This is a genomic window from Streptosporangiales bacterium (genome assembly GCA_009379955.1).
Classification (GTDB): Bacteria; Actinomycetota; Actinomycetes; order Streptosporangiales; family WHST01; genus WHST01.
In genome coordinates this window covers 1-25,247 of the sequence record WHST01000015.1, presented here as the reverse complement: position 1 = coordinate 25,247, position 25,247 = coordinate 1, and the positions used below count along the sequence as shown (strand labels likewise).

At 71.9% G+C, this 25,247-nt stretch carries 25 protein-coding genes; 21 read left to right on the top strand and 4 right to left on the bottom strand.

All coding sequences use genetic code 11. The annotated features are described in order from the left end of the window. Nucleotides 1–19: 19 nt before the first annotated feature. On the bottom strand, nt 20–496 hold the full coding sequence (gene ybaK / locus GEV10_06855; protein ID MQA78185.1) for a Cys-tRNA(Pro) deacylase: 477 nt from the start codon (nt 494–496) through the stop codon (nt 20–22). 38 nt (nt 497–534) lie between these two features. On the opposite strand from ybaK, the gene hisD reads away from it, so the two are divergent. The 9 genes from hisD to GEV10_06810 all read left to right on the top strand — a co-directional run bounded on the left by hisD (nt 535) and on the right by GEV10_06810 (nt 8,012). Beyond that, nucleotides 535–1,818 carry a histidinol dehydrogenase gene (gene hisD, locus GEV10_06850; protein ID MQA78184.1) on the top strand — a complete coding sequence of 428 codons (1,284 nt, stop codon included), beginning with the start codon at nt 535–537 and terminating at the stop codon, nt 1,816–1,818. Between the two features lie 27 nt (nt 1,819–1,845). Then, nucleotides 1,846–2,919 carry a histidinol-phosphate transaminase gene (locus GEV10_06845; GenBank protein MQA78183.1) on the top strand — a complete coding sequence of 358 codons (1,074 nt, stop codon included), beginning with the start codon at nt 1,846–1,848 and terminating at the stop codon, nt 2,917–2,919. Then, entirely contained in the window at nt 2,916–3,521 is a 606-nt protein-coding gene (gene hisB, locus GEV10_06840) for an imidazoleglycerol-phosphate dehydratase HisB (protein ID MQA78182.1), read from the top strand. Before GEV10_06845 ends, hisB begins: the two co-directional genes overlap by 4 nt. Before the next feature lie 168 nt (nt 3,522–3,689). Beyond that, nucleotides 3,690–4,454, top strand: coding sequence for a hypothetical protein (locus tag GEV10_06835; protein ID MQA78181.1), 765 nt, complete (start codon nt 3,690–3,692; stop codon nt 4,452–4,454). After that, nucleotides 4,451–5,080 (top strand): imidazole glycerol phosphate synthase subunit HisH, encoded by a 630-nt coding sequence (hisH, locus tag GEV10_06830; GenBank protein ID MQA78180.1) that lies wholly within the window; start codon nt 4,451–4,453, stop codon nt 5,078–5,080. The genes GEV10_06835 and hisH overlap by 4 nt, the downstream gene beginning before the upstream one ends. A gap of 40 nt (nt 5,081–5,120) precedes the next feature. Then, nucleotides 5,121–5,840 carry a bifunctional 1-(5-phosphoribosyl)-5-((5-phosphoribosylamino)methylideneamino)imidazole-4-carboxamide isomerase/phosphoribosylanthranilate isomerase PriA gene (priA, locus tag GEV10_06825; GenBank protein ID MQA78179.1) on the top strand — a complete coding sequence of 240 codons (720 nt, stop codon included), beginning with the start codon at nt 5,121–5,123 and terminating at the stop codon, nt 5,838–5,840. 16 nt (nt 5,841–5,856) lie between these two features. Next, nucleotides 5,857–6,522 (top strand): adenylate kinase, encoded by a 666-nt coding sequence (locus GEV10_06820; protein MQA78178.1) that lies wholly within the window; start codon nt 5,857–5,859, stop codon nt 6,520–6,522. After that, nucleotides 6,519–7,295 (top strand): imidazole glycerol phosphate synthase subunit HisF, encoded by a 777-nt coding sequence (gene hisF, locus GEV10_06815; GenBank protein ID MQA78177.1) that lies wholly within the window; start codon nt 6,519–6,521, stop codon nt 7,293–7,295. The genes GEV10_06820 and hisF overlap by 4 nt, the downstream gene beginning before the upstream one ends. Nucleotides 7,296–7,319: 24 nt before the next feature. Beyond that, the gene (locus GEV10_06810; protein ID MQA78176.1) at nt 7,320–8,012 is read left to right on the top strand and encodes a hypothetical protein; all 693 of its coding nucleotides are present in this window, start codon (nt 7,320–7,322) and stop codon (nt 8,010–8,012) included. 137 nt (nt 8,013–8,149) lie between these two features. Here GEV10_06810 and GEV10_06805 read toward each other — a convergent pair whose 3' ends face one another. Further along, nucleotides 8,150–8,932, bottom strand: coding sequence for a hypothetical protein (locus GEV10_06805; protein MQA78175.1), 783 nt, complete (start codon nt 8,930–8,932; stop codon nt 8,150–8,152). A gap of 142 nt (nt 8,933–9,074) precedes the next feature. Between GEV10_06805 and GEV10_06800 the strand changes: the two genes are divergently transcribed. The 10 genes from GEV10_06800 (at nt 9,075) to GEV10_06755 (ending at nt 20,754) form a co-directional block, all read left to right on the top strand. Then, complete coding sequence (locus GEV10_06800; protein MQA78174.1) at nt 9,075–10,403, top strand: 1-deoxy-D-xylulose-5-phosphate reductoisomerase; 1,329 nt, start codon at nt 9,075–9,077, stop codon at nt 10,401–10,403. Nucleotides 10,404–10,405: 2 nt separating this feature from the next. Continuing rightward, a complete protein-coding gene (locus GEV10_06795; GenBank protein ID MQA78173.1) occupies nt 10,406–11,626 on the top strand; it encodes a PDZ domain-containing protein in 1,221 nt (406 codons plus the stop codon). A 24-nt stretch (nt 11,627–11,650) separates the two neighbouring features. Beyond that, nucleotides 11,651–12,805: a flavodoxin-dependent (E)-4-hydroxy-3-methylbut-2-enyl-diphosphate synthase gene (gene ispG / locus GEV10_06790; protein ID MQA78172.1), complete on the top strand. Its 1,155-nt coding sequence runs from the start codon at nt 11,651–11,653 to the stop codon at nt 12,803–12,805. Between the two features lie 45 nt (nt 12,806–12,850). After that, on the top strand, nt 12,851–13,690 hold the full coding sequence (locus GEV10_06785) for a GNAT family N-acetyltransferase (protein MQA78171.1): 840 nt from the start codon (nt 12,851–12,853) through the stop codon (nt 13,688–13,690). Between the two features lie 91 nt (nt 13,691–13,781). After that, a complete protein-coding gene (locus GEV10_06780; protein MQA78170.1) occupies nt 13,782–14,717 on the top strand; it encodes an ATP-binding cassette domain-containing protein in 936 nt (311 codons plus the stop codon). After that, nucleotides 14,714–15,439 (top strand): ABC transporter permease, encoded by a 726-nt coding sequence (locus tag GEV10_06775; GenBank protein MQA78169.1) that lies wholly within the window; start codon nt 14,714–14,716, stop codon nt 15,437–15,439. Before GEV10_06780 ends, GEV10_06775 begins: the two co-directional genes overlap by 4 nt. Before the next feature lie 245 nt (nt 15,440–15,684). Beyond that, nucleotides 15,685–16,602: a sensor histidine kinase gene (locus GEV10_06770; GenBank protein ID MQA78168.1), complete on the top strand. Its 918-nt coding sequence runs from the start codon at nt 15,685–15,687 to the stop codon at nt 16,600–16,602. 109 nt (nt 16,603–16,711) lie between these two features. Next, nucleotides 16,712–17,332 carry a response regulator gene (locus GEV10_06765; GenBank protein ID MQA78167.1) on the top strand — a complete coding sequence of 207 codons (621 nt, stop codon included), beginning with the start codon at nt 16,712–16,714 and terminating at the stop codon, nt 17,330–17,332. Between the two features lie 216 nt (nt 17,333–17,548). Next, nucleotides 17,549–18,484: an NAD-dependent epimerase/dehydratase family protein gene (locus GEV10_06760; GenBank protein ID MQA78166.1), complete on the top strand. Its 936-nt coding sequence runs from the start codon at nt 17,549–17,551 to the stop codon at nt 18,482–18,484. A 32-nt stretch (nt 18,485–18,516) separates the two neighbouring features. After that, the gene (locus GEV10_06755; GenBank protein MQA78165.1) at nt 18,517–20,754 is read left to right on the top strand and encodes a glycosyltransferase; all 2,238 of its coding nucleotides are present in this window, start codon (nt 18,517–18,519) and stop codon (nt 20,752–20,754) included. Here the strand turns inward: GEV10_06755 and GEV10_06750 are convergent. Together GEV10_06750 and GEV10_06745 are read right to left on the bottom strand one after the other, a co-directional pair. Further along, on the bottom strand, nt 20,658–21,230 hold the full coding sequence (locus GEV10_06750) for a GtrA family protein (GenBank protein MQA78164.1): 573 nt from the start codon (nt 21,228–21,230) through the stop codon (nt 20,658–20,660). The genes GEV10_06755 and GEV10_06750 overlap by 97 nt on opposite strands. Then, nucleotides 21,178–21,918 (bottom strand): methyltransferase, encoded by a 741-nt coding sequence (locus tag GEV10_06745; protein MQA78163.1) that lies wholly within the window; start codon nt 21,916–21,918, stop codon nt 21,178–21,180. Before GEV10_06745 ends, GEV10_06750 begins: the two co-directional genes overlap by 53 nt. 155 nt (nt 21,919–22,073) lie before the next feature. Here GEV10_06745 and GEV10_06740 point away from each other — a divergent pair, with 155 nt between their 5' ends. Next, a complete protein-coding gene (locus tag GEV10_06740) occupies nt 22,074–23,252 on the top strand; it encodes an NAD-dependent epimerase/dehydratase family protein (GenBank protein MQA78162.1) in 1,179 nt (392 codons plus the stop codon). A 107-nt stretch (nt 23,253–23,359) separates the two neighbouring features. After that, complete coding sequence (locus GEV10_06735) at nt 23,360–25,111, top strand: proline--tRNA ligase (protein MQA78161.1); 1,752 nt, start codon at nt 23,360–23,362, stop codon at nt 25,109–25,111. The last annotated feature ends 136 nt before the right edge of the window (nt 25,112–25,247 follow it).

The following is a 25,247-nucleotide window of genomic DNA, read 5'->3' as shown; positions in this document are numbered from 1 at the left end:
ATGCTGCTCGGTCGGCGGGTCAGCGGGCGAGGGCGGCGGTCCGGCCGCCGCTGAGCGCCAGCAGGTCGGCGGGGGCGAGCTCGATGTCGAGACCCCGCCGCCCCGCGGAGACGTACACGGTGGTGTACGACGACGCCGACGCGTCGACGAACACCGGCAGCCTGCGCTTCTGGCCGAGCGGACTGATGCCGCCGACGACGTAGCCCGTCGCGCGCTCGGCCTTCCGCGGGTCGGCGAGCGTCGCCCTCTTCCCACCCGCCGCCTGGGCGAGGGCCTTGAGGTCGAGCGAGGCGTCGACGGGTACCACGCCGACCGTGAGCGCGCCGTCGACCTCGGCGACCAGCGTCTTGTACACGCGCTCGGGCTCCACCCCGAGTGCCGCCGCGGCCTCCAGGCCGTACGACGCGGCGCTCTCGTCGTGCTCGTACGCGTGCAGCGTGAACGCGATCCGCGCCCGCGTGGCGGCGATCGTCGCGGGCGTCCCTGAGCCTGCCATCGGCGTCAGCCTAGACCGGGCAGCATAGAATCGGCCGGGTGATCCGACGTCTCGACCTCCGCGAGCGCGCCGCCGACGAGGTGCGCGGGCTGCTGCCGCGCGCCGCGCTCGACGTCGAAGCGGCCCTCGACGCCGTCCGTCCCGTGTGCGCGGACGTCGAGCAGCGCGGGCTCGCGGCCGTCGTCGACGCGACCCGGCGGTTCGACGGCGTCGAGCTGACCACCACGCGGGTGCCGGCCGAGGCGCTGGAGAAGGCGCTGGTCGACCTCGACGACAGGGTGCGTGCCGCCCTCGACGAGGCGATCAGGCGGGCGCGGATCGTCCACGAGGCACAGCGCCGCGCCGACGTCGCCACCCAGGTCGTGCCGGGCGGCACCGTGACCGAGCGCTGGGTTCCGATCCACCGGGTCGGGCTGTACGCCCCCGCCGGGCTCGTGCCGCTGCCGTCGAGCGTCGTGATGAACGTCGTGCCGGCCCAGGTCGCGGGCGTCGACGCAGCTGCCGTCGCCTCACCGCCCGACAGGCAGACCGGACTGCCGCACCCCACGATCCTCGCCGCGTGCGCGCTGCTCGGCGTCGACGAGGTCTACGCCGTCGGCGGGGCGCAGGCGGTGGCCATGTTCGCGTACGGCACGGCCGAGTGCGCGCCCGTCGACCTCGTCGCCGGGCCTGGCAACGTCTACGTCGCCGCGGCCAAGCGACTGCTGCGCGGTGTCGTCGGCATCGACGCCGAGGCCGGCCCGAGCGAGGTGTGCGTGCTCGCCGACGCGTCGGCGACCCCGGCGTACGTCGCGGTCGACCTGATGGCGCAGGCCGAGCACTCCGACAACTCGGCCGTCATGCTCGTCACCGACTCCGTCGAGCTGCTCGACGCCGTCGCGGCCGAGCTCGCCGCCCGCGTGCCGCACACGCCCAACCGCGCGCTCGTCGAGCCGTCGCTCGCGAACCAGTCCGCGCTCGTGCTCGTCCGCGACCTCGACCAGGCGCTCGAGGTCGTCGACGCCTGGGCGGCGGAGCACGTCGAGGTGCTCACCGCGAACGCGCGTGACGTCGCGGCGCGGGTCCGCAACGCCGGCGCGATATTCGTGGGGGAGTACTCGCCGGTGCCGCTTGGCGACTACCTCGCCGGGTCCAACCACGTCCTGCCGACCGGTGGCACCGCACGGCACACCGGCGGGCTGTCCGTCCAGTCGTTCCTCAAGGGCGTCCACGTCGTGGAGTACACGCGTGAGGCACTCGCCGGCGTCGCCGACCACATCGACGCGCTCGGCTCGGCCGAGCATCTCCACGCGCATGTGGCCGCGGTACGCGAACGTCAGTGACCCCGACTCCGCCGAGGAATCCCAGCCATGAAGCTCGAAGACCTTCCGCTCCGCGACGACCTGCGCGGGCTCTCGCCGTACGGGGCCCCGCAGCTCGACGTGCCGGTATGCCTGAACACCAATGAGAACCCGCACCCGCCGCCCGCCGCTCTTGTCGCGGAGGTGGCGCGCGACGTGGCGGCGGCCGCCGCGTCGCTCAACCGCTACCCCGACCGCGAGGCGACGCGGCTGCGCGAGGACCTGGCGGCCTACCTCGGTCACGACCTGACGGCCGAGCGGGTCTGGGCTGCGAACGGCTCCAACGAGGTGATCCAGCAGATCCTGCTGGCCTTCGGCGGCCCCGGGCGTGCGGCGCTGGGCTTCGAGCCGTCGTACACCATGCACCGGCTGATCTCGCTCGCCACGGGCACCGCCTGGCACAACGCGTGGCGCGACGACGACTTCGGCATCGACGCCGACCGCGCGGTCGAGGTGGTGGCGGCGGAGCGTCCCGACGTCGTCTTCCTCACCTCACCGAACAACCCCACGGGCACCGCGCTGCCACTCGACACGGTGGCGCGCATCCTCGACGTCGCCCCCGGCATGGTCGTGGTCGACGAGGCGTACGCGGAGTTCGCGCGCGCCGGCACCGCGAGCGCGCTGACCCTGCTGCCCGACCACCCGCGGCTGATCGTGACGCGCACGATGTCGAAGGCGTTCGCGCTCGCCGGTGCCCGCGTCGGCTACCTCGCGGCCGACGCCGCGGTCGTCGACGCGCTGCACCTGGTGCGGCTGCCGTACCACCTGTCCGCGGTGACGCAGGCGGTCGCGCGCGCCGCGCTCAGGTACGCCGGCGACCTGCTGGGCACGGTCGACGCGGTGCGGGCGGAGCGCGACCGGATGGTCGAGCGGTTGCGCGATCTCGGCTTCGAGGTCGTCGACTCCGACGCGAACTTCGTGCTCGCCGGCCGGTTCTCCGACCAGCGGCGCGCGTGGCAGCAGCTCCTCGACCGCGGCGTGCTCGTCCGCGACGTCGGCCTCGCCGGCTGGTTGCGGGTCACGGCCGGTCTGCCGGATGAGGTCGACGCATTTCTCAGTGCACTCAAGGAGGTCGACAGGTGAGCGACAACGGGCGTCGAGCGGTCGTCGACCGCACGACGAAGGAGTCCGACGTGCACGTCGAGCTCGACCTCGACGGCGCGGGCGTCGTCGAGGTCGACACGGGCGTGCCGTTCTACGACCACATGCTGAGCCAGCTCGGCAGGCACGGCGGGTTCGACCTCACGGCGCGCACCAAGGGCGACATCGAGATCGACGCGCACCACACGGTCGAGGACACCGCGATCGCGTTCGGCCTGGCTCTGCGCGAGGCGCTCGGCGACCGGTCGGGCATCCGCAGGTTCGGCGACGCGCTCGTGCCGCTCGACGAGGCGCTGTGCCAGACCGCGGTCGACCTGTCCGGCCGGCCGTACCTCGTGCACGAGGAGCTCGAGACCCGCGCCGCGATGATCGGCACGTACGACGTCACGCTGACCCAGCACGTCTGGGAGTCGATCGTCGCCAACGCGCAGATCTGCCTGCACGTCCGCGTGCTCTCCGGACGCAACGCGCACCACGTGCACGAGGCGCAGTTCAAGTCGGTGGCGCGGGCCCTGCGTGACGCGGTCAGCCGCGACCCGCGGGTGGTCGGCGTGCCGAGCACCAAGGGCGTGCTGGGATCGTGAGCTAGTGTCCCGCGTGAGAGATACGTGCGCCCCTGCCGACGCCCAGGCGGGCACCTCGCTGCGTTGTCGGCAGAGCCCAAGTACGCCCAGTACGAGGGCTCACCTCCGCCTTGCGATGCACCCACCTGGACGCCGGCAGCGGCTAACAACCTCTGACGCGAGACACTAGTGGCGACCACGTACGTGAACCTCGCGGTACGCGCGCCGGTCGACGAGACGGTGGGCGTGCTCGAGGTCGCCGGCATCCCCGGCGTGGTGGGACCGCAGGCGGGCGAGTGGTGCGGGGTGTTCCTCGACGGCGACGGGTACGGGCTCGTCGGCGCCGACCGCAAGCCGCCGTCGTCCGTCGCGCTGCGCCTGTCCGACCGGGTCGACTCCACGGTCGTGCTCGTGAGCGTCTTCGAGGGCCGGGTGCTCGGCTACGACCTGTTCGACCACGGCAAGGCGACCGGCTACTACGTCTCGCGGCCCGGCGAGTGGACCGGCGAGGACCTGCTGAGCGAGGGCGGCGACGCGGAGGTGCTCGCGAAGGCGTGCGGGCGTCTCGACCTCGGCGACGAGCTCGCCGAGGTGCTGGTGCGCGACGCCGAGGTCGACGAGGTCGTGCGGCACCGCCGGCTGGCGGGACTGCTCGCGCTGCCCCCGTACCTCGTCGGGACGGCGACGTCCGAGGCGCACGAGGGCGCGGACGCCGACTACCTGGTGCTGGAGCCCGTCCCGGTCAAGCGCCGCGACAACAGCCGTACGCTGCGGATCGTCGCGCTCGGTCTCGCGTGCTTCGCGCTGTTCGTGTGGGTGCAGGCGTTCCGCGAGGGGTCGTGGGGCACCGCCGTGTTCGCGGTCATCGCGACCGGTGTTGCCGTGCTCGCGGCCTGGCTCGGCGTCGGCCGGTCGAAGGTGGGCATCACGAGCACGAGGGGCGGGAGAGAATGAGCACCGTTGTCGTGCTCGACTACGGGTCGGGCAACCTGCGGTCGGCGGAGCGGGCGCTGGCACGTACGGGCGCCGACGTCGAGGTGACGGCCGACTTCGCGAGGGCGATGGACGCCGACGGCCTGGTCGTGCCTGGCGTCGGGGCGTTCGCGGCGTGCATGCGAGGGATACGCGAGGTGCGCGGCGACCAGCTCGTCGGGCGCCGGCTCGCGGCTGGCAGGCCCGTGCTCGGCATCTGCGTCGGCATGCAGGTCCTCTTCGAGCGCGGTGTCGAGCACGGCGTCGAGACGGAGGGCTGCGGGGAGTGGCCGGGCGTCGTCGAGCGCCTCGACGCCAAGGTGCTCCCGCATATGGGCTGGAACACCGTCACCGCTCCCGAGGGCTCGCGGCTGTTCGACGGCATCGGCGCCGGCGAGCGCTTCTACTTCGTGCACTCCTACGCTGCGCGGCAGCTCGACCTGCCGGGCGACCGATACCGGACCCCTCTGGTCACGTGGGCCGAGCACGGCGAGCGGTTCGTCGCGGCGGTGGAGAACGGCCCGCTGTCGGCAGTGCAGTTCCACCCGGAGAAGTCCGGCGACTCGGGTGCGCGGCTGCTGCGCAACTGGGTCGCCACCCTGAGCTGACCGTCCCGCCAGGACACCAGACCCGACCGAGAGGACCCACGTGCCCATCGAGCTGCTGCCCGCCGTCGACGTCGCGGACGGCCAGGCCGTGCGCCTGGTGCAGGGGGAGGCCGGCACCGAGACGTCGTACGGCGACCCGCACCTCGCCGCCCAGGCGTGGCAGGAACAGGGTGCGGAGTGGATCCACCTCGTCGACCTCGACGCGGCGTTCGGGCGCGGCTCCAACCGCGACCTGCTCGCGAAGGTCGTCGCCGGCCTCGACGTCCAGGTGGAGCTGTCCGGCGGCATCCGCGACGACGAGAGCCTCGTGGCCGCCCTGGCGACCGGGTGCACGCGGGTGAACCTCGGCACGGCGGCGCTCGAGCAGCCGCAGTGGTGCGCCGCCGCGATCGCCGAGTACGGGCCGAGGATCGCCGTCGGGCTCGACGTCCGCGGCCGCACCCTCGCCGCCCGCGGCTGGACGCGGGAGGGCGGCGACCTCTTCGAGGTGCTCGAGCGCCTCGAGCGCGACGGGTGTGCGCGATACGTCGTCACCGACGTGACGAAGGACGGCACGCTGCGCGGGCCCAACGTCGACCTGCTCCGCGAGGTCTGCGCCGCCACGGGCAAGCCGGTGGTGGCGAGCGGCGGCGTCGCGACGCTCGACGACCTGCGCGCCCTGTCGACGCTCGCCGCCGACGGCGTCGAGGGCGTGATCGTCGGCAAGGCGCTGTATGCGGGCGCGTTCACCCTGCCCGAGGCGTTGGCGGCCGTGGCATGACGAGGGAGGCGGGACCATGCGCAAGTACGTGATCATGGGTGTCCAGGGCAGCGGCAAGGGCACGCAGAGCGCGCTGCTCGCCAGGGACTTCGACCTCGTGCACATGAGTGTGGGTGACATCTTCCGCTGGCACGTGCAGAGCCACACCAAGCTCGGCGCGCAGGTGCGTCGCATCATGGCGGCCGGGGAGCTCGTCGACGACGACATGGTCGAGTCCGTCGTGCGGGAACGGCTCGACCAGCACGACTGGAACTACGGCTTCATCGTCGACGGGTTCCCGCGCAACGCGCGGCAGGCGGAGTTCTTCCTGGAGAGCTACGACATCGACGGTGTCATCCACCTCGACCTGCCCGACGACGAGGTGCGCCGCCGCGTGCTCGCGCGGCGGCTGTGCGCCGGCTGCGGCATGGACTACAACCTCATCGCGCACCACCCGGAGGTCGACGACCGGTGCGACGTCTGCGGCCGCGAGCTCGTGACCCGCGAGGACGACACCGAGGAGGCACTCGCGGCGCGGCTGCGCGACTACCACGGCAAGACCAACCCCGTGCTCGAGCTCTTCCAGCGCAAGGAGTTCGTCGTGACCGTCGACGCGCGTGCCGAGCGGGGCGCCGTCCAGCGCACGATCCGCGAACGCCTCGGCCTGCCCGTGTCCGTACCGGAGGAGCTCGAGCGCCCGTGACGGTTGCCGTGAGAGTCATCCCCTGCCTCGATGTCGACGCCGGGCGGGTCGTCAAGGGCGTGCGGTTCACCGACCTGCGCGACGCCGGTGACCCGGTCGAGCTCGCCCGGGTCTACGACGCCGAGGGGGCCGACGAGCTCGTCTTCTTCGACATCACCGCGAGTGCCCAGGACCGTTCGACCACGTACGACGTGGTGCGCCGCACGGCCGAGCAGGTGTTCATCCCGCTGACCGTCGGCGGCGGCGTGCGTGAGGTCGCCGACGTCGACCGGCTGCTCCGTGCGGGCGCCGACAAGGTGACGGTCAACACCGGTGCGGTCGCGCGGCCCGAGCTGCTGCGCGAGGCCGCCGAGCGCTTCGGGTCGCAGTGTGTCGTGCTGTCGATGGACGTACGCCGCGCACCCGGCACACCGTCCGGCTTCGAGGTGACCACCCACGGCGGCCGCCGCGGCACCGGCATCGACGCGGTCGAGTGGGCGGCGCGTGCGGCCGAGCTCGGCGCCGGCGAGGTGACGCTGAACTCGATGGACGCCGACGGCACCGGCGACGGCTACGACCTCGAGCTCATCCGCGCGATCAGGTCTGTGGTGTCGGTGCCCGTCGTCGCCAGTGGCGGGGCGGGCGGGCTCGCCGACTTCCCGCCGGCCGTGGCCGCCGGCGCCGACGCGGTGCTCGCCGCGACCGTGTTCCACTTCGGGCGGTTCCGGATCGGCGAGGTCAAGGCGACGCTCGCCGCGGCGGGCCACCCCGTCCGCACGGCTCCGGCCGCGTAGGCTGGTCCGCCGGGAGGAGGGCGCGTGTACGGACAAGGACCAGGGCAGCCGCAGCGGCCGATGCCGCCGCAGGGCCCGCCGTCGCCGGGGCGACCCCAGGCGCCGTACCCCGGCGGTCAGGGCTACGTCCCCGGCTACGGGCAGGGCTACCCGCCGGGGCCACCGTTCCAGGGCGGCCCCCCGCCCGCACCCGGCGCGTACCCGACCACGGCACCGGCGCTCCCACCGCAGCAGCAGCCCATGGCTCCGCCCATGGCTCCGCCCATGGCTCCGCCCATGGCTCCGCCCATGGCTCCGCCCGCGGCCACCGCGAACCGGCCGGCACAGCCGCCCGGCAGCCTCCTGTTCGTGCTCGCCGCGGTCGCCCTGCTCGTCGGCGCGGGCGCGACCAACGCGATCACCGCGGTGCTCGGCTACCTCGACGGGGGCAACATCGGTGTCCTGGTGCTCGGCGGCGACCCGCTGTTCCTCGCGATCGCGCAGGCGGCGTGCGGAGTCGCGTGGGTGACGTTCGGCCTGCTCCTGCTCACCCGCCGCCGCGGTCCGTGGGGCGCCGCGCTCGCCTCCGTCGGCGCGTTCGGCGTGCTCGAGGCCTACTACATCGGCTCGGGCGTGGTCGTCCACTTCGTCGGCCTGTTCGCCGCCATCGCCGCCGCCGCCCTGCTCAACCTCGACGCCGTCCGCCGCCACTGCAAGGTCGGCCCACCCGCCCGCTGAGGCGCTCGCGCTGAGGTGTCGACGTTGATCACGTTAACGTGATCAACGTCGACTTCACCTCGTCCCTGCACGAGGTGAAGTCCCTGTTCGCTGGGTTAACGTGATCAACTCCCGACGCGGTCCCGACCGAGCCCGGGTCAGAACATCGAGGGGCTGAGGGACGCGGCGGCCAGCCTGGCGGCCTGGCGGACCTCCTGCTCGTCGTCCTCCACCAGCGGGGCGAGCACCCGCCACGCCGCTTCCTGGTGCACGCGTGCCGCCCGGCAGCCGAGTGCCCGGGCGACGCCCCACCTGGTCTGCGGCTCCGGCGCCGTGGCGAGTGCGGCGAGCCAGGCCAGGGTGAGGTCCGGGTGGTAGCGCAGCATGCCGTCGCCGATGGCCACCGGCGCGAGGACGTAGCGGACCTCCTCGGTGCCGTCGGACATCATCGGGGTCAGCGCGTCGAGCAGGCGCCGCGCGGTGGCGGTGTCGGCGGACGCGGCCGCCCAGCCGGTGCCGACGGCGGCCGCCCGCCGCGCTTCGATGAGCGAGTGCTGGGCCCAGCGCCTGACGACGTCGGCGCCGTCGGCGTACGAGGTCACCAGGTCGGCGATGGCGAGCGCCACCCAGTCGCGGACCGCGGGGGACTCGTCGCGTGCGAGCTTGCGCAGCCTGGCCTCCGCGGCGGCGGCCCTGACCAGCCAGGCGGACGGGACGAGCAGCGCCGCCACCTGCCGCGCCGAGGCGTCCTCGCTGTCGGCGAGCCCACGCAGGAGCGGCCAGTCGGGCGGCTTCAGCCAGCGGACGAGGAACATCTTGAGCGCGTCGGGTGCGGTGCCGGTGGACAGCTCGGTGTAGGTCCGCAGGACCTTCTCGACCTGGACGGGGTCGCGTGTAGCGCAGGCGCGTATGGCCTCGTGCCGCCAAGCGGTGCGCGACAACGGACTGACTCCCGACGACGGTAGGAAGATGTGCACGGCAGCGCGCCCCATAACGCCGTCCCCCTGAAGAGCAGGGTAGCCCTGTGTGGCATGGCCCGGAAGCGGGGGACAGTCGGTGTCGGCGGCGTCGCACGCTGCTGATATGGGCCCCGGCCCGGCTCGACACGCGGTGCGGAACAATGGGCGCGTGCCTCCCTCTGCGCCCCGTCGCGACGTCGTCGTCCTCGGCTCCACCGGTTCGGTCGGCACCCAGGCGCTCGAGGTCGTAGCGGACAACCGGGACAAGTTCCGCGTCGTCGGCATCGCCGCGGGCGGCGGCAACCCCGAGCTGCTCGTCCGGCAGGCGCTCGACCTCGGGGTCGCCATCGTGGCCGTCGCGCGGCCGACGGCCGTCCAGGACGTCCAGCTCGCCCTGTACTCGGAGGCGCAGCGCCGCGGGTACTCGCGCGGCGAGTACCGGCTGCCGAAGATCCTCGCGGGACCCCAGGCCGTCGCCGAGCTCGCCGAGTGGCCGTGCGACGTCGTGCTCAACGCGGTCGACGGCGCCGCCGGCCTCCGTCCGACGCTCGCAGCGTTGCGGGCCGGACGCATCCTCGCGTTGGCGAACAAGGAGTCGCTGATCGTCGGCGGGTCGCTCGTCCGCGATCTCGCCGCGCCCGGGCAGATCGTGCCCGTCGACTCCGAGCACTCCGCCCTCGCCCAGTGCCTGCGCGGTGGCGACGGCCACGAGGTGCGCAAGCTCGTCGTGACCGCCAGCGGCGGACCGTTCCGCGGCCGCCGCCGCGAGGAGCTGACCGACGTGACCCCCGAGCAGGCGCTGGCCCACCCCACCTGGCAGATGGGGCCGGTGATCACGGTCAACAGCGCGACGCTCGTCAACAAGGCGTTGGAGGTCGTCGAGGCCCACCTGCTCTTCGACATCCCGTTCGACCGCATCGAGGTGGTCGTCCACCCGCAGTCGATGGTCCACTCGATGGTCGAGTTCGTCGACGGCTCCACGCTGGCGCAGTGCTCGCCGCCGGACATGCGGCTCCCGATCGCCCTGGCGCTCGGTTGGCCCCACCGGGTGGCGGACGCGGCACGGCCCGTCGACTGGACCACGGCCCACACCTGGGAGTTCCTGCCGCTCGACGACGAGGCGTTCCCCGCCATCCGGCTCGCGCGGGAGGTGGGGGAGCTCGGCGGCACCTACCCCGCCGTTTACAACGCGGCCAACGAGGAATGCGTGCGGGCCTTCCTCGACCACCGGCTGCCGTTCCTCGGTATCGTCGATACGGTACAGCGGGTCGTGGCCGCCCACGACGAGTCCGAGCGGGCTCGCTCGGACCAGGGCGGGGCCGGCGAGCTCACCGTCGAGGCGGTACTCGCCGCCGACGGCTGGGCGCGAGAACAGGCCCGTACGATCGCGGGCATTCGATCAGACAGCCGATCAGACAGCAGCGCAGTCCGAGGAGACAGGGGTAGCCGGTAGAGATGTCCAACTTCCTTGTGCTGGGCGGGGTGGGCATCGCCATCTTCGTGGTCGCCCTCGTCATCTCCATCGCCTGCCACGAGTGGGGCCACTTCTTCTTCGCCCGCCGGTTCGGCATGAAGGCGACCGAGTTCTTCATCGGCTTCGGTCCCCGCATCTGGTCGTTCAAGCGTGGCGAGACCGAGTACGGCTTCAAGGTCATCCCCGCCGGTGCGTACGTCCGCATCCTCGGCATGACCCCGCTCGAGGAGCTCGACCCCGTCGACCAGCCGCGGGCGTTCTGGCGGGCGAAGCCGATGCAGCGGTTCCTGGTCCTCGTCGCCGGCTCGCTGACCCACTTCGTCATCGGCATCGTGCTGCTGATGGTGCTGATGATGGGCGTCGGCGTGCCGATCAAGGGCCAGACGCTCGAGATGGCCCGGGTCTCCACCTGCGTGCCCACGTCCACCGCCGGCGGCTGCGAGGAGGGCGCCGCCAAGTCGCCCGCGGCGCTCGGGGGGATCAAGCCGGGCGACCGCGTCACGGCTTTCGAGGGCCGGCAGGTGACCTCGTGGAAGCAGCTGACCGACCAGCTGAAGGCACGCGGCGGCGACCGGGTCACGGTCACCGTCGAACGCGGCGGCAAGACCATCGACATCCCGGTCACGCTGGCCACGATCACCGATTCCGAGACCGGTCGCCGCGTCGGGTTCCTCGGCGTCACGGCGGGCGAGCGCGTCGAGGGCTACCAGACGTGGAGCCCGGGCGAGGCCGTCGTCATGACGGGGCAGGTGTTCGTACGCGAGATCGGCCTGATCTTCCAGACGCTCGTGAAGATCCCCGGCGCGATCCCGCAGCTGTTCTCCCCGGAGCGCGGCGAGACCCAGGGCGGACAGGTGGGCAGCGTGGTCGGCGCGGGTCGCATGGCCGGGTCGCTGTTCGGCTCCGATGAGCCCACCCGCGCCAAGGCGTCCGCGATGATCGACATGCTGCAGGGCATCAACGTCTTCATCGGCGTCTTCAACCTGCTGCCGCTGCTGCCGATGGACGGCGGTCACATCGCCGTCCTGTTCTGGGAGCGGATCAAGGCGTTCATCGCCCGCAAGCGCGGCCGTCCCGACCCGGGCCCGGTCGACATGACCAAGCTGCTACCGGCCACCTACGTGGTGTTCATCCTGCTCGTCGGCCTCGGCGTGCTGCTCATCGCGGCCGACATCGTCAACCCGCTGGCGAGCCCGTTCTGAGCCGATGATCGAGATACTGGAGAGATGACCACCAACCTCGGTATGCCGGAGCTGCCGCCGGCCACACTGGCGGGGCGCCGCAAGACCCGCCAGGTCATGGTCGGTGCGGTGCCCGTGGGCGGCGGCGCCCCGATCTCGGTGCAGTCGATGACCGTCACCAAGACCACCGAGGTCGACAAGACGCTGCAGTCGATCGCCGAGCTGACCGCGTCGGGCTGCGACATCGTCCGCGTGGCCGTGCCGAGCCAGGACGACAGCGATGCGCTGCCCGAGATCGTGCGGCACAGCCAGATCCCGGTCATCGCCGACATCCACTTCCAGCCGCGCTACGTCTTCGCCGCGATCGAGGCGGGCTGCGCGGCGGTACGCGTCAACCCGGGCAACATCAGGAAGTTCGACGACAAGGTCGCCGAGATCGCCGCCGGGGCGAAGGACCACGGCACCCCGATCAGGATCGGCGTCAACGCGGGGTCGCTCGACCCGCGGCTGATGCAGAAGTACGGCAGGGCCACGCCGGAGGCGCTCGTCGAGTCGGCGTTGTGGGAGGCGTCGCTCTTCGAGGAGCACGACTTCCACGACATCAAGATCTCCGTGAAGCACCACGACCCGGTCGTGATGGTGCAGGCGTACCGGCTGCTGTCGAGCCGCTGCGACTACCCGCTCCACCTCGGCGTCACCGAGGCCGGGCCGGCGTTCCAGGGCACGGTCAAGTCGGCGACCGCGTTCGGCGCGCTGCTCGCCGAGGGCATCGGCGACACGATCAGGGTGTCGCTGTCCGCCCCTCCGGTCGAGGAGGTCAAGGTCGGCTCCGCGATCCTCGAGTCGCTCGGGCTCCGGCCGCGCAAGCTCGAGATCGTGTCGTGCCCGTCCTGCGGACGCGCGCAGGTCGACGTCTACACGCTCGCCGACGAGGTGACCGCCGGCCTCGAGGGCATGGAGGTGCCGCTCCGCGTCGCCGTGATGGGCTGTGTCGTCAACGGGCCTGGCGAGGCGCGGGAGGCCGACCTCGGCGTCGCGTCGGGCAACGGCAAGGGCCAGATCTTCGTCAAGGGCGAGGTCGTCAGGACCGTGCCGGAGGCCGAGATCGTCGAGACCCTCATCGAGGAGGCCATGCGGATCGCCGAGCAGATGGACGCCGACGGCGTAAGCTCGGGCCCACCAGAGGTGACGGTCTCCTAGGAGCGCGAAGGTCTTACGGGAGACTCTGCGGAAGGGGTGGGGTGCGTGCTCCGGACCTCCCCGCTCCGCGTCCTCGACGACCGCGACCTCCCGGCCGTCACCGACCTCCTCGACCGCGATCCGGTCACCGACGTCTTCGTGGGTTCCCGGGTCGCCCTCTGCGGCCTCGACCCCTGGCGTCTCGGCGCCGAGCTCTGGGGCTACGCCGAACGCGGTGAGCTCGTCTCGATCTGCTACGCCGGGGCCAACCTCGTGCCCGTCCAGGCGACGGAGGCGGCCGTCCACGCGTTCGCCGACCGCGCCAGGCGGCAGGGGCGTCGCTGCTCGTCGATCGTCGGTCCCGCCGACGCCGTCGACCCGCTCTGGCGGCTGCTCGAACCGTCGTGGGGCACGGCGCGTGCCGTACGCTCCCAGCCGCACATGGTCGCCACCCGGCCACCGCCGCACGCCGGCGACCCGGCAGTCCGGCGCGTGCGCGAGGACGAGGTCGAGATCGTGCTGCCCGCCTGTGTGGCGATGTTCACCGAGGAGGTCGGCCTCTCCCCGGTCGCGGGCGACGGCGGAACGCTCTACCGGTCACGCGTCGCCGAGCTCGTTCGGCAGGGCAGGGGCTTCGCGCGGATCGAGGGCGGCACGGTGATCTTCAAGGCGGAGATCGCGGCGGTCACCAGGCGCGCCTGCCAGGTGCAGGGCGTCTGGGTGCCCCCGTCGCACCGCGGCCGGGGCATCGCGGCCGCCGGCATCGCCGCCGTCGTCACCGAGGCGATGCGCTCGATCGCGCCCGCGGTGAGCCTGTACGTCAACGACTACAACGCGCCGGCGCGCGCCGCCTACCGCAGGGCCGGCTTCGTCGAGAACGGCCGCTTCATGTCCGTCCTCTTCTGACCCGCGCTCCGCGCGCCCCTGACAGATGTCACGGCCGGGGCCGTACGCGCATCACTGCCCACGTCGCCGTCACGGCGGCATCGTGGTGGCCATGACCAACGACACGCTCACGATCGACGCCCCGCCGCACGCGGCCGGCGGCGTCGCCGTCGCACTGACGGGACTGCGCAAGGCGTACGGCAGCGCGGTCGCCGTCGACGGCGTGGACCTCACCATCGCGCCGGGAGAGGTGGTGGCGCTGCTCGGACCCAACGGTGCGGGCAAGTCCACCACGATCGACATGATGCTCGGCCTCTCCAGACCCGACGCCGGGACCGCCGAGATCTTCGGCCTGGCGCCGCAGGCGGCGGTCGGTGGGGGACACGTCGGGGCGATGCTCCAGCTCGGGCAGCTCCTCCCCGACGTCACCGTCAAGGAGGTCGTCGCTCTCGTCGCGTCGCTGCACAAATCGCCGTTGCCGGTCGGGGAGACGCTCGAACGGGCCGGCATCGCCGACCTGGCCAAGCGGAAGGCGGGCAAGCTCTCCGGCGGGCAGATGCAGCGGGTGCGGTTCGCGATGGCGATCGTTCCCGACCCGGAGCTCGTCGTCCTCGACGAGCCCACCGCGGGCATGGACGTCGCGTCGCGGGTCGCGTTCTGGACGTCGATGCGCGCAGAGGCGCGGGCCGGCAAGACCGTCCTCTTCGCCACGCACTACCTGGAGGAGGCCGACGAGCAGGCCGACCGCATCGTGATGATCCGCCGTGGGCGCATCGTCGCCGACGGGTCGGCGACCGAGCTCAAGGCCATCGGCACGATGCGCGTCATCAGGGCGACGCTGGCCGACGTCGACGCCGACCGGCTCGCCGCGCTGCCGGGAGTCGAGTCGGTGAGCCGGCACGGGACGTCCGTCGAGCTGCGGTGCTCGGACTCCGACGCCGCGCTGTACGCACTGCTCGAGCAGCACCGCGACGTACGGCACATCGAGGTGTCCGGCGCCGACCTGACCGAGGCATTCCTGACTCTGACGAGTGGAGACGACGCGTGAACGCCCAGTACATCCGGCTCGAGATCATGCGCGTGCTGCGCAACCCGCGCACCGCGATCTTCACCATCGCGATGCCCGCGGTGCTGTTCCTCGTGTTCAGCCAGACCGGCGGCGGCAGGCTCGGCGGCATCGGTGCGTCGGCCTACATCCTGGTGAGCATGGCGGCGTACGGAGCGATCGGAGCCTCGGTCTTCTCTGCGGCGAACATCGCGATGGAGCGCAAGCTCGGCTGGAACCGGCAGCTGCGCCTCACCGGGCTCCCGTCCACGGCGTACGTCGTCGCGAAGGGCATCGTGGCCTGGCTGGTGACGCTCGTGTCACTGGTCGTCGTGTACGCCGTCGGGTTCGCGTCCGGCGTACGGATGCCGTGGGAGCACTGGCTGCTCGCGGTCGGTGCGACCTGGCTCGCGGTCATCCCGTTCGTGCTGCTGGGCGTGGGCATCGGGTACGTCGGCAACGTCGACCTGGTGCAGCCGGTGACGATGATCACGTTCTTCGGGATGTCGATCCTCGGTGGCCTGTGGATCCCCGTCGAGGTCATGCCGCACCTGATGGCGCAGATCGCCCACGTCATCCCGTCGTACTGGCTCGGCATGGCAGGTCGCGCCGCGATGGGAGCACCCGGGTTCGGGTGGACGGGCGTCGGCGTGCTCGCGCTCTGGGGCGTGCTGTTCGCGGCGTTCGCGGCCTGGCGCTTCCGCGCCGACACGGCGCGAGCCTAGCAGCGGGTACGGTGCTGCCGATGACCGTGGAACCGCAGGAGACGCGTCCGTCGGTCGTGATGCCCAAGCATCCCGGCCGGCGGTTCGGCTGGGTGCTCTCCTGCGTCTGGCTGCTCTACCTCATCGACCCGCTCAGCGAGCTGCTCGGTGCCCCGCACCCGACCTGGGAGCGTGTCGTCGGCCTGGCGTTGAGTGCCGTCTTCGTCTTCACCTACGGGTCCACCATCTACGCCGGGTTCGCGCGGATGCACTGCGCCCGGCGGCGGGGACTGGCGCTGCTCCCCGTGCTCCTGCTCGCCATCGCGCTGGTGATGACCTCGTTCGTCGGCACCTCGGCCGCCACGTACGTCATCTTCGCCGTCGCCGGCGCGATCATCGTCTGGCCACCGCTCGCCACCACTCAGCTCTCCGTCCTGGCGGTCATGTGGGTCAGCTGGATCCTGCCGTGGCTGCTCGGCGAACCCGTCTCCGTCGAGCTCGGGATCATCATGGCCGCGGTGGCGGGCCTGATGTTCGTGGTCAGGCGCATGCAGGGTCAGGAGGCGGTGATCAGGCGCGCCCACGAGGACCTCGCCGCGCTCGCCGTCGACGCCGAACGCGCGCGGTTCTCGCGCGACCTGCACGACATCGTCGGCCACAGCCTCACCGCGATCATCGTGAAGGCGGAGCTCGCGCGCAAGCTCGCCGAGCGACGGCCGGAGAACGTCGCGCCCGAGGTCTCCGACATCGAGCGGCTCGCCCGCGAGACGCTGGAGGACGTGCGGCGGACAGTCGCCGGCTACCGCGAGGTCACCCTCGCCGGCGAGCTCGCTTCGGCCAGGTCGGTGCTCGCCGCGGCGGGGATCGCCGCGAACCTGCCGCACGCCGTCGACGAGGTGCCGGGGGAGCTGCGCGTGCTGTTCGGCTGGGTCGTGCGCGAGGGCGTGACGAACGTCGTACGCCACAGCCGGGCGCACTCGTGCCGGGTCGAGGTGACGTCGACGTCGGTCGAGGTGATCGACGACGGCCGCGGCGGCACGGCCGAGCCGGGGACGGGGCTGACCGGCCTGCGCGAACGTGTCGGCGCACTCGGCGGCACCCTGACGGCCACGGCCGACCTGCCCGGCGGCTTCCGGCTGCGGGTCGTCGTCCCCGAGCGACGGATCGAGGCGGAGGCGGGGTGAGCGCAGGAGCGGAGGAGCGAGCCGGAGGTAGGGGTCGCGACGCCGGCCGCGCCACTCGCGACGTCCCGCGGCGCCTGCCGGAGGGGAGCGACGAGGCGGGCGCGGGGGGATACACGTGAGCGACGTCATCAGAGTGCTGCTCGCGGACGACCAGAACCTCGTCCGCGGCGCGATGGCGGCACTGCTGTCCCTGGAGGACGACATCGACGTCGTCGCCCAGGCCGCACGCGGTGACGACGTCGTGGCGCTCGCGCGCGAGACCGATCCGCAGGTCGCGCTGCTCGACGTCGAGATGCCGGGGCTCGACGGGATCGCGGTCACGGGCGCGCTGCGGGAGACCCTCCCCGCCTGCCGCGTCCTCGTCGTCACGACGTTCGGGCGTCCCGGCTACCTGCGCCGCGCGATGGAGGCGGGCGCGAGCGGCTTCATGGTGAAGGACTCCCCGGTCGAACGCCTCGCCGACGCCATCCGCCGCGTCCACGCGGGCCTGCGGGTCGTCGACCCCGACCTCGCCGCGGCGTCGCTGGCCGCCGGCGAGTCGCCGCTCACCGGCCGTGAGCACGACGTGCTCGTCGCCGCACGCGACGGCGGCACCGTCGCCGACATCGCGCGGCTGCTGTTCCTCTCCGAGGGCACCGTCCGCAACTACCTGTCCAGCGCCATCGGCAAGACCGGCACGCGCACCAGGGCCGAGGCCGCCCGGGTGGCCGAGACCCGCGGCTGGCTCTGACATCCCGGCGCGTCCCGCCACCTCACATGGCACTACCGGCTCGTCCCGTACCTCACATGGCACTACCGGCGACGAACCGGGGCACAAGGGGCATTAGACCAGGTAGTGCCATGTGAGGTGGCGCAACGCCCGGTAGTGCCATGTGAAGTCGGCGGAGAGCGGGCACGCACTAGACTGACCGGCAGCCGACCGTAGTCTTCCTCGGGAGCCCTCCAGATGCCCACGAGCAGTACGTCGGCCTCCCCTCCTCCTCGGCGCGTGCTGGTGACCGGCGGCGCCGGCTTCATCGGAAGCCGGGTCGTGGAAGAGCTCCGCCGCCGCGGAGACGAGGTCGTCGTGGCCGACCTGCGCGAGCCCGCCGACGCCGCGGTGCGCCACGTGCCCGGCGACCTGCTCGACCCCGGCACCAGGGAGAAGGCCTTCGCCGACGATATCGACGCCGTCGTCCACCTCGCCGCGTTCACCTCGGTCCTGCGCTCGGTCGAGGAACCCGACGTCTGCATCCGGATGAACGTCGACCTCACCTGCGCGCTGCTTGAGCTGGCCAGGCAGCGCGACGTCGGCACGTTCGTGTTCGCGTCGACCAACGCCGTCGTCGGCGACCGTGGCGCAGAACCCATCACCGAGGACGTCCCGCTGCATCCGCTCTCGCCGTACGGCGCCACGAAGGCGGCGGGCGAGATGCTGCTCGCGGGCCACGCCGGCGCCTACGGCATGCGCACCTGCGCGCTGCGGTTCACCAACGTCTACGGCCCGGGCATGGGCGAGAAGGACAGCTTCGTGCCGCGCCTGATGCGCGCCGCGCTCGACGGCGGCGGCGTCGAGGTCTACGGCGACGGCGAGCAGCGGCGCGATCTCGTCCACGTCGACGACGCCGTCCAGGGCGTGCGCCTCGCGCTCGCCGGAGACCTCGAGGGCACCGCCGTCGTCGGCGCAGGCCGGTCGGTCACGGTCAACGAGCTCGTGGCCGCCGCCCGCGCGGTGACCGGCGCCGAGATCCCGGTGCGTCACGTCGCGGCCAAGCCGGGCGAGATGCCGGCCGTGGTCGTCGACATCGGCAGGTCGGTCGCGCGCGGCTACGCCCCCGCGTACGACCTCGAGGCGGGACTCGCCACCGTCTGGGACGACTTCCGGGCGGCCGCCGCCACATGAGGGACACCCGACCCAGCCCCGACGCACGACGGATGGCACGTGCGGTCGGTAGGTGGGTCGGGCGGCACTGGCTCTTCCTCACGCTCCTCGCCGCGGGCATCGCGCTGCGGGTGGTGGCGACGCTGGCGTACCTGCCGTCGCTGTTCTTCGTCGACTCGGTGCGCTACCTCGGCGCCATCGACGATCCCGACCCCGGCGGCACCAGCCCGCTCGGCTACACGTTCCTCCTGCTCGGTCCCGTCCTGCGCGTCGCGCGGACACTCGTCGCCGCGCCGATCGCCAACCATGTGCTCGGCGTGCTGATCGCCGTCGGCGCGTACACGCTGCTGCGCCGGTGGGGCGCCTGGCCGTGGCTCGCCGCGCTGGCGACCGCGCCGGTGCTGCTCGACGCGTACCAGCTGCAGATCGAGCAGCTGATCATGTCCGACACGCTGTTCCAGGCGCTGCTGCTCGGCGCGATCCTGCTGCTCGCCCGCCGCAACCCCGGTCCCGTGGTCGCCGGCCTCGCCGGTGGCGTGCTCGGCGCAGCCGGGGTGTCGCGCCTCGTCGGCCTCGTCTGCGTCGTCGTCGCGGTGGGCTACCTGCTGCTGACCGGCGACAACCGGCGCCGCCGGCTCTCCACCGTGGCCGTGCTGCTCGTCGCGTACGCCGTCCCGCTCCTCGCGTACGCCACGTACTACAACGCCTGGTACCCGGGGCAGTTCCGCATCACCAGGTCCGACGTGATGGCGACGTACTCACGCGTGGCGCCGTTCGCCGACTGCCGCGGGCTGACGATGCCCGACTACCAGCGCGTGCTGTGCGAGGACACGCCGCCGGAGGACCGGCGGCACGGCCCCGACTGGTACCACTGGAACAAGCAGCGCCCCGTGACGCGGTTGGAGCCGCCGCCCGGCGTGTCCAACAACGCCGCCGTCGCCGAGTGGACCCGCCGCATCATCAGGCACCAGCCGCTCGACCTGGTGCAGGCCGTGGCGTTCGACTTCCTGCGCGGTTTCTGGTGGAGCAAGGAGACACTGCCGGGCGAGCCGTCGGTCGACCGGTGGCGGTTCCCGCCGGGCGAGTACCAGCACTCGTACGACGTCACGAAGCACATCGAGCGGTGGGGCGGAGGTGAGCGCCGGGTGCAGCCCGACCTCGCCGCCTTCCTCGTCGACTACCAGAAGGTCGGGTTCACCAGGGGGACGATCGTGGGCGCCTGCCTGCTCGCGGCCGTCGCCGGCGCGCTCGGCCTCGGCCGGGCACGACGCTCCGGTGCACGCGCGCTCATCGCGCTGATCGCGGGCATCCCCTGCATCACCCTGGTGGTGGCGGCCGCGGTCGAGTTCTCGTGGCGTTACCAGCTGCCCGCGATCCTGCTGTTCCCCGTCGCCGGTGCGCTGGCGATCACGGCGATGTTCAGGAGAACGGAGGAGACGAAGGTGCTGACGGAGTCGACCCTGCTGCCCGAGACGAGTGGGCCGTCCGACGAGTCCACGGACGCGCAGGCGTTGCGCGAGTTCGCGGACAGGTACGGCGACGCCAGGTTCGCCCCCGTGGTGGTGGTCATCGCGGCGTACAACGAGGCCGGCGGTCTCGGTGCCGTCGTCGACGAGATCCCGCGCGAGTGCCGCGGCCTCGACGTCGACACCCTCGTCGTCGACGACGGCAGCGCCGACGAGACGTACGACGTCGCGCTCAAGCACGACGCCTACGCGTGTCGCGCGCCGCGCAACCGCGGGCAGGGCGCGGCGCTGCGGCTCGGCTACCAGCTCGCCAGGGAGCGCGGCGCGCAGTACATCGTGACCACCGACGCCGACGGCCAGTACGACATCGCCGGCCTCGACGCCCTCCTCGAGCCGCTGCTCGACGGGACGGCCGACTTCGTCACCGGCTCGCGCGCGCTCGGCCGTACGGAGAACTCCGACCTGACCCGCCGCGTCGGCACCACGGTGTTCGCGTGGCTGGTCAGCGCGCTCACCGGCACCCGCGTCACCGACACCTCGTTCGGGTTCCGCGCGATGCGGGCCGAGCTCACCCGCCGCGTCAAGCTGCGTCAGCCCCAGTACCAGTCGGCGGAGCTGTTGATCAGCGTGCTCGCGCGCGGTCACCGCGTCCGCGAGGTGCCGCTGACGATGCTGCGCCGTAACCAGGGGGAGTCGAAGAAGGGCGGCAACCTCGTGTACGGGTACCGCTACCTGCGCGTGGTCGTCGGCACCTGGCGGCGCGAGCGGCTGCGCCGGAAGACCCGGTCGAAGAGCACGAAGCGCACGGCGAACAGCACGCCGTAGGTGCCGAGGAACACCGCGCCCACGAGCCCCACCTGCAGCCAGTGGGTGTCGGTGATCTTCGGGACGAGCAGGCCGGCGACGTGGGTCGTGACGCTCGCGACGCCGACGGTCGCCAGCACGATCGCGACGTACGGGAGCACCTCTCGGCGCAGGTCGGGTCGGTGCCGCAGTCCCCAGGTCCACGACCTGTTGAGGGTGTAGTTGGGGATCGCTCCGGCGAGCCAGCCGAGCACGGACGCGAGCACGCTGCCGCCGCCGACGACGCCGTAGACGAAGAGGAACACGGCCTCGGAGCATACGGTCGCGATGATCGAGCAGACCGTGTACCTGCTCAGGCGCAGTCCGGTGCCCGAACGCAGGAACCGCGGGGCGTGTGATGTCAGCATGATCTCGCTCTGCACGGTACCGCACTCCTGACGGCGCTCACGGCACGTAGGCCGTGCCGAGCACGGACTGTCCGAACGGCGGTGTGACATGCCTCTCCGCGAGTCGGGTGATCGGTACGACCACGCGGTCGTAGATCCGCACCAGGCGGGGGTTGGGCCTGCCGACCCCGCCCCGGCGCACCGCGAGCCACCAGGCGATGCCGCCCAGCATGTTGACCGGCCGGACGGTGCCGGGACGCAGCCCGGCCGCTTCGAACACCCCGCGCAACCCGCGTGGGGTGTACCTGCGGAAGTGGCCGACGGCGCGGTCGAAGTCGCCGTAGAGCGCCTGGTAGCCGGGGACCCACATGACCACCGTGCCCCCGGGCCGGACATGGCCGGCGAGCGTGCGCAGCGCGTCGACGTCGTCTTCGATGTGCTCGAGCACGTTGATCGCGAGGACCGTGTCGACCGGCTCGTCGAGGTCGACGGCGCCCTCGGCGTCCATCTGCCTCGCCTCCACCCCGGGACGGTCGGCGAACCGCGCGGCCAGCAGCCGGACCGCGTCGGGGTCGAGGTCGGTGACGACGTACCGCCGCGGCTCGGTGAGCACGGTGGCGAACTCGCCGAGTCCGGCACCGACCTCCAGGACCGACTCGCCGCAGTGGGGCCTGATCAGCTCGTGCTGGTACCGCTTGTACCTGACCTGGTTTCCGGAGTCCTCGACCTCGCGTCCGGTGGCGGCGAGGAACGCGCCATGGCCAGCGGATCTCGGTCCCTGGGAGTTCGCTGACGACACCGTTGTTCCCGCCCTCGAAGTCGTTTCCGTCCGTGACAAGGTCGTTATGAGTTTGCCAGGTGATGGTCTAGGGTCGAATGACTGGTGGCGGCAGCGGCCGAACGGCGCCGGCTCGCCCCGGGGTGCCCAGTTGTCGAACGCAAAGGTCCTTGTCGATGCGCATTCTCGTCCTCGGCGGCGACGGCTATCTCGGCTGGCCGACCGCGCTGTATCTCTCCAGGCGGGGCCACGACGTCGGTGTCGTCGACAACTACGTCCGCCGCCAGTACGACCATGAGCTCGGCGTCGAGAGCCTGGTGCCGATCGCACCGATGCACGAGCGGGTCAAGGTGTGGCGCGAGGCCACGGGCAAGGAGATCGCCGTCTTCGGCGGCGACCTGCAGGACGCCGACTTCACCTACCAGACCGTCCTCGACTTCCGGCCCGAGGCGATCGTGCACTTCGCCGAGCAGCGCGCGGCGCCGTACTCGATGATCGACCGCAAGCACGCCGTCTACACCCAGGTCAACAACGTCGTCGGCACGCTCAACCTGATGTTCGCGATCGGCGAGATCGACCGCGACATCCACCTGGTGAAGCTCGGCACGATGGGTGAGTACGGCACGCCCAACATCGACATCGAGGAGGGCTGGCTCGACGTCACCCACAACGGCCGCAGCGACCGCATGCTCTTCCCGAAGCGGCCGGGCTCGTTCTACCACCTGTCGAAGGTGCACGACAGCCACAACATCGAGTTCGGCTGTCGCATCTGGGGCCTGCGGGCGACCGACCTCAACCAGGGCGTCGTCTACGGCCAGGAGACCGAGGAGACCAGGCTCGACCCGCGGCTCGCGACGAGGTTCGACTACGACGCCGTGTTCGGCACGGTGCTCAACCGCTTCGCGATCCAGGCAGTGCTCGGCAGGCCGCTCACCGTCTACGGCTCGGGCACCCAGACGCGCGGGTTGATCGAGATCCGCGACACCGTCGAGTGCATCCGCCTCGCCTGCGAGCACCCCGCGGACGCGGGGGAGTTCCGCGTGTTCAACCAGATGACCGAGTCGTTCTCCCTGGAGGAGATCGCGAAGACGGTGCAGAACACCTACCCGCACCCCGTCGAGATCGACTACGTCGACAACCCGCGCGTCGAGCTGGAGAACCACTACTACAACGTCCAGCACACCGCGCTCGTCGACCTCGGCCTGCAGCCGCACCTGCTGTCCGACACCCTGCTCGCCTCGCTCTACCGGGTGATCGAGCAGCACAAGCAGCGCGTCGACCTCGACGCGCTGCGTCCCTCGATCCGCTGGCGCGAGACCAGCAGTGCACCGACACCGCACCGGTCCCGCGACTGAGCCGAGCACCCGGGGCCCGCGGCCGGATATCCGCGTGCGGGCCGCCGAACGACGTCGATATCCTCGCGGGCACCACCATCGAACCCGAGGAGCTGACCGTGCTCAGGATGTCGACGCTGTTTCTTCGCACGCTGCGCGAGGATCCTGCCGACGCCGAGGTGCCGAGTCACCGGCTGCTCGTGCGTGGTGGCTACGTCCGCCGCGCCGGCCCCGGCCTCTACTCGTGGCTGCCGCTCGGCTGGCAGGTGCTGCGCAACGTCGAGCGCATCGTGCGCGAGGAGATGGACGCGATCGGCGCGCAGGAGGTGCACTTCCCCGCGCTACTGCCGCGCGAGCCGTACGAGGCGTCGAACCGCTGGACCGAGTACGGCGACAGCATCTTCCGGCTCAAGGACCGCAGGGGCGGCGACTACCTCCTCGGCCCGACGCACGAGGAGATGTTCACCCTGCTGGTGAAGGACCTCTACTCGTCGTACAAGGACCTCCCGCTCGCGCTGTACCAGATCCAGAACAAGTACCGCGATGAGCAGCGGCCCAGGGCGGGCATCCTGCGCGTGCGCGAGTTCGTGATGAAGGACTCCTACTCGTTCGACATCTCCGACGACGCGTTCCTCGCCTCGTACGAGGCGCACCGCGAGGCGTACGTGCGGATCTTCGACCGGCTCGGCCTCGAGTACGTGATCGTCGCGGCGATGTCCGGGGCGATGGGCGGTTCGGCGAGCGAGGAGTTCCTCGCCGTCGCCGAGAACGGCGAGGACACCTACGTCCATTGCACCACCTGTGACTACGCCGCCAACGTCGAGGCCGTCCGCATCGCGACTCCGCCGCCCGTCGCGTACGACGACGTGCCGGCGGCGCACGCCGAGGACACCCCGGACACCCCGACCATCGCGACGCTCGTCGACGACCTGAACGCCCGGTTCCCCCGTGCCGACCGCCCGTGGCACGCGGGCGACACGCTCAAGAACGTGCTCGTCGTGCTGCGCCACCCCGACGGCGTGCGGGAGCCGATCGCAGTGGGCGTCCCCGGTGACCGCGACGTGGACGAGAAGCGGCTGCAGGCCCAGGTCGAGCCCGCCGAGCTCGAACCGTTCACCGAGGACGACTTCGCCGCTCATCCGACCCTGGCCAAGGGCTACATCGGTCCGGGCGCGCTGGGGGAGAAGAACGCCAGCGGCATCAGGTACCTCGTCGACCCTCGCGTCGTCACCGGCACGCGCTGGGTGACCGGCGCCGACGAGACCGGTCGGCACGTCATCGACCTCGTCGCCGGGCGTGACTTCGACGCCGACGGCACCATCGAGGCCGCCGAGATCCGTGACGGTGACCCGTGCCCGCAGTGCGGCGGGGAGCTGACGTCCGCGCGGGGGATCGAGATGGGCCACATCTTCCAGCTCGGCCGGCGCTACGCCGAGGTGCTCGACCTGAAGGTGCTCGACCAGAACGGCACGCGGGTGACCGTGACGATGGGCTCGTACGGCATCGGCGTCTCCCGCGCCGTCGCGGCGATCGTCGAGAACTCCCACGACGAGAAGGGCATCATCTGGCCCCGCGAGGTGAGCCCGGCCGACGTCCATCTCGTCGCGACAGCCAAGGACGACGCGGTGTTCGACGCGGCCGAGCGCATCGCCGCGGAGCTGGAGTCGCACGGCGTGCGGGTGCTGTTCGACGACCGCAGGGGAGTGTCGGCGGGCGTGAAGTTCAACGACGCCGAGCTGCTCGGCGTCCCGACCCTCGTCGTCGTCGGGCGCGGGCTCGCCGAAGGCAAGGTCGAGCTGCGCGACCGCCGGTCGGGCGAGCGGGACGACGTGGCCGTCGACGACGCGACGGCGGCGATCAGGGCGGCGGTCGGGATCTAGGAGCGTGGGTCAGTAACACGCCAGTTGGGTTCCGCTGATCGTGGCGGGTTTCGCGAGATCATGAGTTGTGCCTGGAGATGCTGATGGTCACGGTTTGTTCGATGTCGATCCGATAGATCCGATCCGGGTGGTCGGT